We start from the raw sequence: 14,086 nt of genomic DNA, 5'->3' as shown, positions 1-14,086 counted from the left end.
CTACTGACTATTCATTTTTGGTTATTGAAAACAACCAGGGCAGGAGGTACGGCTCAGCAAAGGCAGAATCCCAGCTGTTGTGGTTGTCATTTGGATAAAGTGATAATTTGGCATTGCCGCCATAGGAGTTGATCTCTCTTGCCATAGTTTTAGAAAGTTCGGGTGGTACGACGTCATCCTTTTCCCCGTGGAAGATCCAGATATTCAATCCTTTTCTGTAGGCTTCAGCAATTGCAGGATCTGCTCCGCCGCAAATAGCAAAAGCTGCTGCAAAGAATTGGGGTTTTCTGGAAAGGATCTCGAAAGTTCCCATGCCGCCCATAGAAAGGCCACCCACATAGATCTTATTGGCGTTTGTATATGGCTTAGCCGCCAGTTCATCTGCCAGGGCCATTAGAAGTTTCATGGCTTTTGTGGGCGCATCTGTATTTCTAAAATTGAATTGCAGCGGAAAACTGTCTCTTTCTACCTCTACCTGTGCCCAGTAATCATCCTTTTTCACCTGCGGAAAAACAACTATAGCTGGAAATTCCTCCCGCACATTTTGCTGCAGGAAAAGTTTTCCCCCATGAGTTAACTGAGCTTTATTGTCATTACCTCTTTCTCCTGCCCCATGAAGCACAAAGACCAAAGGATATTGTTTTGAAGCCGAGAATGCTTCAGGATAAAGAATACGATAGCCGAGCGTATCGCCTTCAGATACAAACTGTTCATATTGATACAGCTCCAGGTTCTGGGCTTCAGCAGCAGACTGAAGTGTCAAAAATGCCAGAATGAGCAGGAATTTATTTTTCATAAGTAAATCCAAGTTTTTTAATTGCCTGCCTGACTTCGGGAGCTTTCATAAAAAGATCCCAGATAAGTCCGCTTCGGTAATTCTCGATCATCACCACCTGCGGGCCCTGATCTATTGCCAGATACTGTTTTGCTACCCAGGGTTCACCTTCTAAACTGTAGGCATCATAAAATCCTGCCGGTCCCCATAAAAGATCGTGCTGATCTTCATAAAAATAGCGGATAGCCCGCATGGATTCTTCAGGAGTATATGGCAGGGAACTAACTGCGGCAGTGGGTGACACTACGCCCCTGTCATCATCTGGGGAATGTGCTGCATATCCTGTACTCCCGTCTTCCTTACGGGTGTAGCTCGCGGTAAGACCCCAGGATGCTTCGCTGTAGGTATCAAAATCCTTAGGATTTTCCTGACAGTACAGATAATTGATCCTGGAGTGGTTCTTATTCAGATCCCAGTAATTGGTATATTGATCTTCCAGACCCCGGGGATCTAAGCCAAGATAGGAATAATGCGCCCAGAAGAGAGGTCCGCCTTTATTGCCGCCGGTGTTGTGCTTCAGGATCAATGGAAGATCATAGGCCTCCACTTTTGTCGTGATGCCTCCGCTTCTGGCCCATCCCTCGTGATAGACTTCAGGAGAAATAGCATGATCTCGAGATGCGGCAGCTAAAAAGTAGGTGATGAGACATTCATTATAGCCTTCAATGAGAAAATCCATTTCCCATTGGTAAGTAGGAGACCAATGCCAGTACAGCCCGTTCTTGTTATTGGTGTACCAGTTCCATTCTATTTCCTGCCACAGCTTATCAAATTTTGCAGCTACAGCTTTTTCTTTCGCGTTCCCATTTTTAAGATATTCTCTCACCACCAGAAAACCCTGTGCTAAGAAAGATGTTTCCACAAGGTCACCGCCGTTATCTTTAGCTCCAAAGGCCTGGGTTTCGCCGGTCTCGCCATTGATCCAATGAGGCCAGGCACCGTGAAAACGGGGAGTACCTGCCAGGAAATTTGCGATCTTATCCAGCCTGTTCACCACAGAGTCGCGGGCAATAAAATTTCTTTCCATCCCTACCACCAGGGCCATGAGCCCAAAACCAGATCCCCCAGTGGTCACCACGTGAGCATCGTTTCTAGGGTAATGACCATCTGGGTGAAAACGTTCCCGGCCTAAACCTGAATTGGGTTCGGCATAATCCCAGAAATATTTAAGCGTTTGCCGCTGAACGATGTCCAGCAGCTCCTCATCACTTAGACCCTGGTCTACAGGAGCAGTTGCCAGAGCAGTTTCCGCAGAGTCCTCAGCATTTTTACAGCTGCTGAAAATAACGAGCGAAAGGATCAGAATATATGATGTTGAAAATTTGATTTTTAGCATCAGGAAATTAATTTGAGCTATACGTAAAGTTTAGTTTGTCCAGTCCTGTAAGGATCTCCTCGTCACTCATGAACAGATCCCACAGCAGGCCTGTTCTGTGATTTTCTATCATAACGATTATAGGGCCCTGATCAATTGCCAGGTAGCCATTTGCCACCCAGTTCCTCTCTTCAGAAAAAGCATCGTAGAAACCGTAAGGCCCCCATAATTCATCTCCCATTTCTTCGTAAAAATATCGCAGGGCCTGCATGGACTCCACGGGAGTGTAAGGAAAAGAAGAAAGAGCCGCCGTTGGAGAAATAACACCCAGATCATTTGTGGGACTATGGGCCGCATAACCATCATAACTGTCGCTGGCCGTTAGTCCCCAAGAATTGGGACCATAGCCCTCGAAGCTCTTTGGATTTGCAAGCGCATAGTTATAGTGGATCAAGGCGTGAGCCTTATTTTGCTCCCAGTAATTAGCATATTGATCCTGAAGCCCAGTAGGGTTGAGCCCCAGGAATGAATAATGTGCAAAAAATAGAGGTCCGCCATAGGCAGGCCCCAATGGTAGCTGAATGTTGTAATGACTTCTGTTGGTCTTGATATTACCCCCAGATGCCCAGCCGTTGTCATAAACTGCCTTTTCAATAGGAAAGGTAGGAGATGCGGCTCCCAGCACATATACGATCAAGGCTTCATTCCAGCCTTTTATGGGCAAATTCATTTGAAACTGAAAGTTTGGAGACCAATGCCAGTACAGCACATCTTTTCCATTGGTATACCAGGACCACTCGACAGCTTCCCAGAGAGCTGTGATGCGATCTCGTATATTGTTTTCTTCTGCATTTGAACCAGAAAAATATTGCCGGTTGATCAAGAGCCCCTGCATAAGTAGCGCTGTTTCTACCAGGTCTCCACCATCATCCATAGCACTAAAGGAAATGGTTTGCGCCGTTGCACCGTTATACCAGTGTGAAAAAGCGCCGTGATAAGTGGGAACTTCTTCCAGGAAATCCAGAATCTTTTCAAGCCGGTCAATTGCCTGCGCCCGGGTGATCCAACCTCGCTCTACAGCTGCGGGAAAAGCAGCAATCCCAAATCCTGAACCTCCGGTAGTTACCAACCTGGGGCTTAGCCCGTTATAAGCATCATCCTGGGATCTTTCTCTTGCCATGCCCGAGGTAGGTTCTGCGAAGTCCCAGAAATATCTAAAAGTCTGTTCCTGAACAAGGTCCAGCAATTCATCATCTGTCAATTCTGGTGTCGGCTCTCCTCCATTTCCCGGATCGGGAATGTAAGGTTCCTGATATCCTGGCCCGTCATCATCTGAGCACGCCAAAAAAAGGATCATTAGGTTAAGAAGAGAAAAATATTTTATTAGCCTCATAGTCTTTCAGCATTAATCGGTAAAAAAAGAGTCCCCAAAAATGTCATTTTTGAGGACTGTTATTTCAGGTTCTATTTAGCCATATTGGCTTCTATTTCCTCTTCGGTCAAAGCAACTCTGTAGAAACGGAGATCGTCGACATAGCTTCGGTCAGAAAGGTGATTCCATTCCACAAAACGTGGTGCACCAGACATTACTGAAACCAGGTCGGCTCCTGTCCAGTCTACTCCGCCGGCTACATTGGCTTCTGTGGCCAGTTCTCCATTGAGATAGATCCTGCTCTTGTTTTCAGTAATAACAAATGCAATATGCACCCATTCCCCCGCGGTTACGTCAATGAGTCCGCCATCATTCCAGCTGTTTCCGGCTCCCGTACCTACGCTCGCTTTGATACGCTGGCTGTCTGCACTTCCCTCTCTGAACAACTGGAAGCCTTTGGTCAAATTATTCATGTTAGGGCCTGCCTCATTTACGGCACTAATGGAAATTATTCCTGCCCTGTCTGGAGTAGAATTTACTTTATACCAGAATGTAGTAGTGAACTCGTCACCGAGAAGACCGCTGGACGGGAATGTCAAATAAGCCCCGTCGGCACCGGCATAAGCATCAGTTCCTGCCTTGGCTTCTCCAGCAAATCCTGGTGATCCCACCACAGTGATGTTACGTCCTGAAATTTGTTCTGTATAGTCTCCCTCAAACGGCAGGTAAAGTGAAAGATCTTCTGAAGGCGGATTGACCATGAGGCTTACCTCCTCTGCAGTTAATGCGGCATCAAATATGCGCAGTTCATCGATCAAACTAGGATCTGAATGATGCCCCCATCCATTAAAGTTAAGGCCCGAACCAATTACCAGGTTTTCAACCCCGGTCCAGTCAACAGGAACATTATTTAATACTGTTGCCCGCTCCAGGACACCATTGAAATAAATGGCAGTCCCAGATGGTGATACAGTGAGGGTAATGTGCGTCCATTCGGGTTCCACACTGGAAATTTTTCCGCCGTCATTCCAGGCAGAGTCCTCACCTGTCCCTAGATTCAGTTTAAGGACCTGAGCATCAGGTCCAGATGCTTCTCTGAACAAACGGAATCCCTGATTAAGATCTGAATCATCTGTTGCAGTTATAATACCTGCTCTGCCAACGCTGGGATCTAATTTATACCAGAACGCCACGGTGAATTCATTTCCAAGATCGGCCATTGGAATGCTGAGATAAGAATCTGCCGCTCCTTTATAGGCTCCTGTACCTTCCTGAGCATCATCAGAAAACCCAGGGCTTCCTATTTGGGCAGGAGTTTGCAGTCCAACAAGCTCCATGAAATCCTTGTTAAAAGGCATGTAGAAGATCTCGTTCTCGAATTTCGGGGAGTACGGAGGTTCTTTGGTGAAGTTTACAGTTTGCACGGTTTCATTCCCGTCCATATCTGTCGCTCTTACTGTAACAGTATGTTCTCCAATTGGAAGACCTTCAAAAATGACCTTTTTAAGGGCAATTCTATAATCGGTAAATTCTGTAAAGGTCGCTACCTCTTCTCCATTTACCATAACTACGATCTCCTGAAGTTCAATATCATCTTCCACTTCAAGATCTATTGTGATGGTAGAAAGCTCTACTGCCTCATTGATCACAGTCCCTTGCTGCGGATATTTGATATTCACTTCGGGAGCACCCTGATCTGCTCCCGGATCGACTTTGGTGATTGGGTCAATTCCTTCCCGCTCACAACCTGTCATTATGAACAGCACCGCGAGAATTCCTAAAAATATTCTGTTGTAATTTTTCATCTTTTACCTGTTTAATGTTGATAAAACAGCATTCATTGGGGTATTCCTGTCTACCGCAGTTGCTTCCAGCGGTAACGCATCAACCTGTGCCTGTGGGTAAGGCAGGTACTCATCTGTGGCAGAAAATGTGCGGCCGTCATAGCTAAGTTCATTGTACTTATCCAGGCGAATCATGTCGTAATACCTGATTCCCCACTCCATGGCTAGTTCGGCGAATTTTTCTTCCAGCACATCTTCTGTAGTCACACCGGTTAAAGGAGGCATATCTGCTCTTTCTCTAACCAGGTTCACAGCTTCATCTGCACTCATTGCCGTACCAGTAGCGCCATGAGTAAGCGCTTCAGCATACATAAGTAGGATCTCTGCATATCTTATGACAATGAAATTCTTTCCTCCACCATAATTATTTCGCCCATCTGTTAATTGTATAGAGGGTAAATAATGTTTCCCACTGGCAAAATCGGCTCTTACGTAGTTATTGATCACATCGCCAGAAGGAGTGACATTGCTCACAAAATCTGGAATAGTATAACCTTCTGCTCGTATCTCGTTAATACCATCAGGCGTAAATAATACGCTGGTCTCCAGGCGCACTGTTTCGTTTCGGTCCAGCATAAAACCGATGAACTTCATACTCGGTTCATAGAACCCCCAGCCTGCAGAAGCATTCTCTCTGGCCGGTTCCCAGTTCTGAGGTCCGAATGGATCATATAAGTGGTAAAATTCTCCCCCAGATTGTGCGCCGAAATCTGAATACTGCAACTCGAAAAGGCTTTCATTACTCAATTCTCCTGGTTTCTTGAACAACTGATAAAAGTCGGGATACAGAGAAAATTTTCCGGAGCTAATGATCGCACCGGCAGCATCTGCAACGCCCTGATAATTCTGAAGTTCCTGTTGTGCCATAGCTTTGATCGCATAAGCCGTATATCTCGTCACCCCTCCCGGAAGGTCTGTCCGCTGATTGGGTCTAAGATCTGGAAGTGCCGGAATTGCCTCGTCCATTTGATTTGAAATGAACTGCATTATCTCCTCTTTTGATGCAACTCCCTGTTCAAGCTCACTTTCTGGCTGACTTGAGGTAATTATAAATACCTCTTCCCAGGTTCTGGCAAGGTTAAGATGTAACCATGCCCGCATTACCTTAATTTCGGCAATATACTGTTCCCCACGAGCAAGATCTGAGTCACTTGCAAATTCCAGAAAGTTCTCAATCTGCTCAATAGCAGTATTCATGTTAATAATGTCATTATAATGAGAATTCCAGACCTGATTGTACATCCAGAAATCCTTGTTATAATTAAAAAGATCTGTTTCCGCATAGAGTGGCTGATCTCCCAGACCACCTGAGTTTACGTCATCTCCACGTACTCCCAGTAACAGAGGCTCTTCCCAACCCAGGCTTGCTATTTCGTAGTAGGCCCCAATTAAAGGATCGATCATTTGACTGGCATCGGTATAGTCTATATCTCCTGTATTAAGCTGTCCCTCCTGAGTATCCAACTTTTCGGAACAGGCATTGAATACCAGGACAAGAGCTAGTGCAGAGAGACCGAATAATATATTTTTTGAAGTTTTCATGTCGTCTGTAGATTAAAATTTCACGTTAAGGCCAACGGTATAAATTGAAGGCACCGGATAAGTCTGCCTGTCAACACCGTCTGGAACTTCGGGGGTAAACCCGTTATAATCGAAGAAAGAGAAAGGTCGCTCTGCTGTCAAATAGATTCTTGCAAGAGGGAAATCCTCCTCGTCTACTGTATATCCTAATTGAATGTTCTGGATCCTGAAGAAATCTCCGTCCTCTACCCAGAAATTACTCAACTTTTGGTTCCAGGCTTTCCTCATCCCTGCAGAAGAAGGGTAGGTATTACTTGTTCCTTCCCCGTGCCACCTGTTAATGGCAAGGTCGGCATCCATATTTGTATCATTGGTGAAAATGATCTCTCCTCTTCTCCTGTTCAGCACCTTGTTTCCTGTTTGTCCATAGAAATTCATGGAGAAATCAAAGGCTTTGTAATTCATGGCGATATTTCCACCATAAGTAACTTTAGGTAAGAATGAACCCAGGATCACACGGTCTTCATCTGTTATTAACCCGTCATTGTTCTGATCCCGATAGATGAGATCTCCCGGCACCAGGTTATTGGCTACTGCAACTGGATCTGCATCGATCTGAGCCTGGTTTTGATATACTCCCAGTCTTTCATATCCATAAAATGCGAAAAGTGGTCCGCCCTCAATTGTTCTTTGCCTGAATTCAGCCGAACCAGCATCGAGGTAGCCACGGGAATCTTCTATCTCTATAGCCTCATTTTCCAGAGTCGTGAAATTAGCACCTACAGAAAACTGGAAGTCGCTACCAATGTTACCGCTGTAGTTGGCACTTAACTCCAAACCTTTGTTCCTTATCATCCCTGAATTACGGTCCACAGACCTGTCTACTATAGGAATGTATACCGGCAAAATGGCATTTTCTGTATCTCTTATGTAGTAATCTCCCGTAACAGAAAGCCTGTTATCAAGTAATTCCAGGTCCACCCCGAAGTTGAGTTCCTCAATGACCTCCCAGGTATTATTGGAGAAAACGCTTGTTGAAGTGATCCCTGTGCGGGGTTGTTCTCCAAAGGGAACTGTAATAACAGTAATGGTATTGGAACCTGCACTGGCGTCAACATTGTCATTCCCAAGTTTTCCCCATGCAGCTCTGAACTTCAGAAAATCGATCACTCCTACATTATCCATAAAGGTTTCTTCTGAAAGCACCCAGCCTAAACCGACAGATGGGAAGTAACCCCAGGGATCTAAGGTAAATTTTGAAGAACCGTCGGCCCTGAAAGTTCCATAAAGCAGGTATCGATCCAGGTAATTATAGGATACTCGCCCAAAATAGGACATCCCGTAAAATCTTCTTCCAATTTCATCAACGTTCTCGCTGAAAGAATCGGGATCGGCAAAATCCAGATACCAGCTCGATTCAAATCTTATTCCTGCAATGTTCCTTCCTGTAGCCGAAAAGGTATTTGATGCCTCGTCTCTAAAGGAAGTACCGGCCATTGCAGTAAATCTGTGATCTCCAATCTGGTCTTCATAGGTCAAAACATTATCCCAGTATTGATTGGAAAAAGTGTTATTCGCTCTTCGAATGGAAGACTGCACCTCGGTTGTAAATCCAAGGTTGTATGGCAGGTTCACAAAACGCTCTTCTAAAGCCGTAAGGTTGTGACTGTATGTAGTCTTAAAGTCTAATTTATCTTCGATAAGCTCATATTCAAAATCCAAAGTAGCTAACAGCTTCCTTATCTTGATCCTGTCTTCATTGAAGTCCATGATTGGAAATGGATTCTGCGGATTCCTGTATCCCAGAGCCCTTGCGTTGGAATATTGTATTGGGCTTGCTCCTGTATTCTGCGGATCTAGAACAGGCATAATTGGCACAGCAAAATAAGCATTGAACCACGCTGCATTATCTGGAGCAAACTTGGTTGCATTACTAAATACCAGGTTGACACCGGTTTTAAATCGGTCAGATATATCTACGTTCATTTTAGACCGGATGTTAAACCGCTCGTACTCATTCTTCATGTCAAGAATTCCTTCCTGGGCGAAATAGTTGGTTCCTACAGAATAGGTGACATTCTCGCCTCCACCAGAAACCCCTATACTATGACTTTGAATGATCCCATCTCTGATGATCTCGTCATACCAGTCGGTATTGGCATCAGGAACGTTAGGATTGACCCGGCTGCGGCCATATCTCTGCATGGCATTCAGCACAAACTGTATGTCTGCCTGTGATCCAGATTCATAGATCATGGTAGTGAATTGCTCGGCATTGGCCATTTTCACAATATCCTGAGCCCTTTGTACCCCGGTATAGCCGTCATATTCAAACTGAGGCTTCTGATTGTTACGTCCAGATTTGGTTTCAATAATGATCACCCCGTTTGCTGCCCGTACTCCGTAGATCGCTGAAGAAGAAGCATCCTTTAGAACGTTAATGGATTTAATATCCTTGGTACTTAGAAAGTCTATATTATTATATAAGGCGCCATCTACAACATAAAGTACGTTGGTACCACTCGTATAAGTTCCAAGTCCCCTCACTCTCACATTTGGTGAATCTCCGGGAGATCCTATAGATGTGATCTGAACCCCGGCAACTTTCCCCTGTAAGGACTGCATGACATTTGAGGTCGGAGTTTTTTCAATTTCTTCAGATTGTATGGTAACTATAGATCCGGTAAGATCGGCCTTTCGCTGTGTACCATACCCCACCACCACAACTTCATCAAGCGCCGCTGCATCTTCCTGCAACGTAACCTGATATTCGTTTGCTTCTACCACAGGTAATTCCTGGGGCTGAAAGCCAAGGTAAGTGATCCTGAAGGTATCACCCTGCACCACTCCTTCCAGAGTGAATTTTCCATCGAAATCGGTAACATCAAAAATGTTCTTCCCGATCACTTTAACCTCTGCACCCGGCAAAGGAATATTTTCAGGTCCTACAACAGTACCCGAAATTGTTTTTGATTGCTGGGCATGCCCTATTCCATAAAACAGGAGCGCCAGAAATGTTAGTAGTAATTTAATTTTCATAAGGTAAACCGTTTACAAAATTTAGAACAAAGTACATCAGATCGTGAGATGACGAAAACGTTGTAGTACACATTTGCTACATCACCCGAATTTCTTTTGTAATTTACTCTTTTTAAATGTCTTACAGTAGGAATGAAGTAATTTTACCCCTGTTAAATTTTCTTATGACGTAGTGATGATGTAGTGTTCTTATCGCCCTGTAGCAGGATCAATAATCTAAAAATTGGTGATTAGCCAATTCGTCAGGTTCTCGGAATTGTCTACATCGATCTTTTTGCGCAACCTGTATCTGTGCACCTCAACACCTCTTACACTAATTCCCATTAAAGGCGCGATCTCTTTAGAAGATAGGTTCATTTTTAAATAGGCACACAATTTCAAATCCCGATTACTCAACTTTGGGTATCTCTGCAGTAAATCTTTGAAAAAATCTTCATGTACCTCATTAAAATTGGTCTCGAATACTTTCCATTCATCATCATTTTTGACAGCGTTATTGATCTTATTCATGATGTGCTTCATTCTGTATTCATTGGAAAACTTGGTTTTATCCCTGTTCAATTCCCCCTGGATCTGCATAAGCACCTCATTCTTTTTAGCTGCCATCATGGTAGAATTAGCAAGTTCCTTCCGCTTCAAATTGATTTCGTTGATAAGTTGCTCCTTCTCAAGCTTCATCATTCGCTCCTCATGTTCCTTTTGATACTTCAGCTTTAACATCTGCCTGTGCCGCTGCAACTTCATCTTGTTCACGTAATAGATCAACACGACCACAAGCAAAATCACCAGCAGGTACAGAAATTTCATTGAGCTCTTTAGATACCACGGGGGATCAACCACAAACCTGAAAACGCTGAAGACAGAAGCATTATTTTGAGAACCAACTGCGGTAAGTTTTAGGCTGTACTCATCATAAGGCAAATTCTGAAATTGTATCCTTCCATCCTGTACCTTACCTTTTATTGGCGTTCCATTATTTCCGGCAAGTTCATAATTCATGCCTACCGCATGTGAAACAGGCAGACCTGCAAGAACGGTTACTTCCCTGGCATTCTTACTTGATATGTGAGGTACCTTCTCGAGATCATGAAAACCCTTTTCATCCCGCAGCCGCTGCACAACGGGAGTACTTAAATATTCCCGCTCTCTAAAAGCTTTCAGTTCCTGCAGGTTGAGCCTCGCGAAACCGTCATGTAGGGTGATGTAGTAGATCGAATCATTTGCTTTGATGAGACGTTCATTGTTCTTAACAGTTCGATTATTCAGCATTCCGGAAGAAATTCGGATTTCCTCATTTTTGAAGTCGGTGATCTTCAATAAATTTTCTTCAGGATTGATAAACCAGTACTTTCCCTTTTCCTGCCGAAGCAGGCGGTTCTTTTCAAAAGCCTCCCACTCTTCCAGCGGTTCAAGTTTTTCGGTAAAAGGATTATACCTGAACCAGCGGCCGTTACTCAATACCGCAATCTGATTATTGACCTTAAATAGCTCTGCCTTATAATCCCCTTTCTTTTCTGAAGAGGATATTTTCTGTACAAAGGTGGTGCTGTCTGCCTGCCTGCTCAACCCAATCCTGTAAATTCCCTCATAAGCATCTGAAGCCCATAAGGTCGTATTGTTTTCCAGCAACATTTGCTTCACCGGAAAATTGATCCCGTTCAGGCGCTTTACTTCTCCTGTATTCTTATTGTAAAAATCGATGCCCGTGTAATTTCCAATAAGGAAGCGTGTTTGATCATACTTTAGCATTTCAAAACTTCCGGTACGTTCATCAACCGGTAAAAAGCCGCTTTTCTGGATCTTATAGGTCCCGTTATTGTGATTACTGTACAATTCGCCATCATATTCCTGCAGGTTCCAGGAATGACCTTCGGCCCCTTCGAGGATCTCCAATTTATCGCCAACCAGCTTGAAGACTCCGGTATTGCTGGCCAGGTAAAGATCTTCCTGATGAAAAACCAAATCATAAACAGATCCCAATTCTCCACTTTCATCTGTAAAAAACCTGACGGGAGAATGAATATCAACAGCATCAATCCCGTTATCAAGTCCCAGCCAAATCTTGCCGTTGCTATGTGCCATGGCTAAGACCGTATTATTCTGTAACCCGTCCCTTCGATTATAGGAAGCTACTTCTCCTGTTCGCTCCTTGAAATGTATAATCCCGTTCTTTACAGTGCCAATAATAATTTCTCCGGGAGCGATGGAAAGCACATGATTGAGCTCGTACTCCTGAAGTTCCGCCTTAAGCGCCCTATGGTTCATTTCCTTTACCCCGGCTCCATCAAAATGTAACAGGCCGTCTTTGACACCAATTAACAGCTCCTTGTTATGCAACGCTAGGTCTCGTATAATTTTTCCTTTGAGTAGTTCCTGATCTGGAAGAGCTTCCAGATCACCTGCCTCAGAAAGGTAGAAGAGTCCATTCTCCCCTAATGCGACTACCAGCCTGTCATTGAAGATCTCCATCTGGTTGATGTTCGCATTTTTCAAAGGCACGATCTTCTCCTCCTTATACCTGTAAACCCCACCAAAAGACCGAAAATATACGGCTCCTTTATGAGCGATGATCTCCCAGAACTCTTCGCTCTGCAACTTATAATCACCAAGTAATGGAATAAGAGAGGTGTAACACATGTCTCCTCGACTGTCCTTTTCCCAGTAACCAAATTCTCTATACGAGCCAGTATAAATACGCTCCTTATGCGGATAGACCGATCTAATAATGGATCCACTCTCCTGCGGAAATAATTCCCATCTCTGACCATCATAGGTGAGTAAGCCCTGCGTGTTGGCAGCATAGATCACTCCCGTTTCATCCAGGGCAATGTCCCAATTCTGGCTTGCGGCCTGGTATTCCTGGGAGGAATAGTTTTGTATAGGTGGTGATAATTCCTGTGCTGTAGTAGCACCAAATGAGAAAACCATGATTAACAGCAGGTTGCGCACATGTTTTTTCATGAAAAAAGGGTATTTGAGCAAGTGTTGAGCAAGTTGTTAGGGCAGTAAAAGTACAGATTTTTACCGCAAATCGCCAACTGTCGGAGATACGCACAAAGAATAGCTCCCCTTCCTTGGATTCAGAAATGGCAAGACTGGTCTTAAAAGAAAAAGGAAGAGGAAAGGAAAATTAGAACAACTACTTTTTTCGTTCTATCACGTAATTGACCATTAGGATAAGAGAATCTTTAAACGGGGAATCGGGATATTCATCTAGTAGAGCAAGCGCTTCTTGTTGGAAGGATTTCATTTTAGCCACTGCATATTCAAGCCCCCCACGCTCCTTTACCAGGTCGATCACCTCCCGAACTCTTTTACTGTCCTTATTATGATTCTTTACAGAATTGATCACCCAGGCTTTTTCCTTATCATTCACCTTGTTGAGAACGTGGATCAACGGCAAGGTCATCTTCTGCTCCTTTATATCGATTCCGGTTGGTTTTCCAATACGTTCATTTCCGTAGTCAAAGAGATCATCCTTGATCTGGAAAGCCATGCCAATTAGCTCTCCAAAATGCCTCATTTTTTCCACTTCGGGAGAATCGGGCTGGACAGAGGCTGCACCAAGACTACAACAGGCAGCAATAAGAGTTGCCGTCTTTTGCCGAATGATCTCATAATAGATCTCTTCAGTAATATCAAGGCGCCTGGCTTTTTCGATTTGCAGAAGCTCTCCTTCACTCATCTCTCTCACGGCGACAGAGATGATCTTGAGCAGGTCAAAATCGTTATTATCTATGGAAAGTAAAAGGCCTTTGGAGAGCAGGTAATCTCCCACAAGAACGGCGATCTTATTTTTCCAAAGCGCATTGATCGAAAAGAAACCACGTCGCCGGTTAGAATCATCGACCACGTCGTCATGCACAAGGGTAGCAGTATGAATAAGTTCTATAACAGAGGCCCCACGGTAGGTACGCTCGTTCACTTTCCCGTCAGATACCATCTTGGCTACCAGGAACACAAACATGGGTCGCATTTGCTTCCCTTTTCTGTTGACGATAAAATGAGTGATCCTGTTAAGAAGAGCAACCTTGGAAGACATTGATTGAGAGAACTTTTTTTCAAAAAGTTCCATCTCCTTTTCTACCGGTAGTTTTATTTTGGAAATAACCTTCATAAGGGCTGCTAAGATAGTTAAAAGATTAATTTTTAACGCTCTC

General features: G+C 44.1%; 8 protein-coding genes. All 8 read right to left on the bottom strand.

The features are described 5' to 3' along the window. Positions 1–7: 7 nt before the first annotated feature. Positions 8–796, bottom strand: coding sequence for a carboxylesterase family protein (locus HC175_RS14340; RefSeq protein ID WP_168139182.1), 789 nt, complete (start codon positions 794–796; stop codon positions 8–10). Next, the gene (locus HC175_RS14335) at positions 786–2,171 is read right to left on the bottom strand and encodes a glucoamylase family protein (protein WP_168139181.1); all 1,386 of its coding nucleotides are present in this window, start codon (positions 2,169–2,171) and stop codon (positions 786–788) included. The genes HC175_RS14340 and HC175_RS14335 overlap by 11 nt, the downstream gene beginning before the upstream one ends. A gap of 7 nt (positions 2,172–2,178) precedes the next feature. Beyond that, positions 2,179–3,543, bottom strand: coding sequence for a glucoamylase family protein (locus tag HC175_RS14330; RefSeq protein ID WP_168139180.1), 1,365 nt, complete (start codon positions 3,541–3,543; stop codon positions 2,179–2,181). A gap of 71 nt (positions 3,544–3,614) precedes the next feature. Continuing rightward, a complete protein-coding gene (locus tag HC175_RS14325) occupies positions 3,615–5,327 on the bottom strand; it encodes a LamG-like jellyroll fold domain-containing protein (protein WP_168139179.1) in 1,713 nt (570 codons plus the stop codon). Positions 5,328–5,330: 3 nt separating this feature from the next. Beyond that, positions 5,331–6,908 (bottom strand): RagB/SusD family nutrient uptake outer membrane protein, encoded by a 1,578-nt coding sequence (locus tag HC175_RS14320; RefSeq protein ID WP_168139178.1) that lies wholly within the window; start codon positions 6,906–6,908, stop codon positions 5,331–5,333. Between the two features lie 12 nt (positions 6,909–6,920). Continuing rightward, the gene (locus HC175_RS14315) at positions 6,921–9,926 is read right to left on the bottom strand and encodes a SusC/RagA family TonB-linked outer membrane protein (protein ID WP_168139177.1); all 3,006 of its coding nucleotides are present in this window, start codon (positions 9,924–9,926) and stop codon (positions 6,921–6,923) included. A gap of 216 nt (positions 9,927–10,142) precedes the next feature. Continuing rightward, positions 10,143–12,887 carry a helix-turn-helix and ligand-binding sensor domain-containing protein gene (locus HC175_RS14310; protein WP_168139176.1) on the bottom strand — a complete coding sequence of 915 codons (2,745 nt, stop codon included), beginning with the start codon at positions 12,885–12,887 and terminating at the stop codon, positions 10,143–10,145. A 178-nt stretch (positions 12,888–13,065) separates the two neighbouring features. Next, entirely contained in the window at positions 13,066–14,043 is a 978-nt protein-coding gene (locus HC175_RS14305) for a polyprenyl synthetase family protein (RefSeq protein WP_168139175.1), read from the bottom strand. Positions 14,044–14,086 lie beyond the last annotated feature (43 nt).

The organism is Salinimicrobium oceani, assembly GCF_012037645.1.
This window is presented reverse-complemented; position numbering and strand designations above follow the sequence as displayed.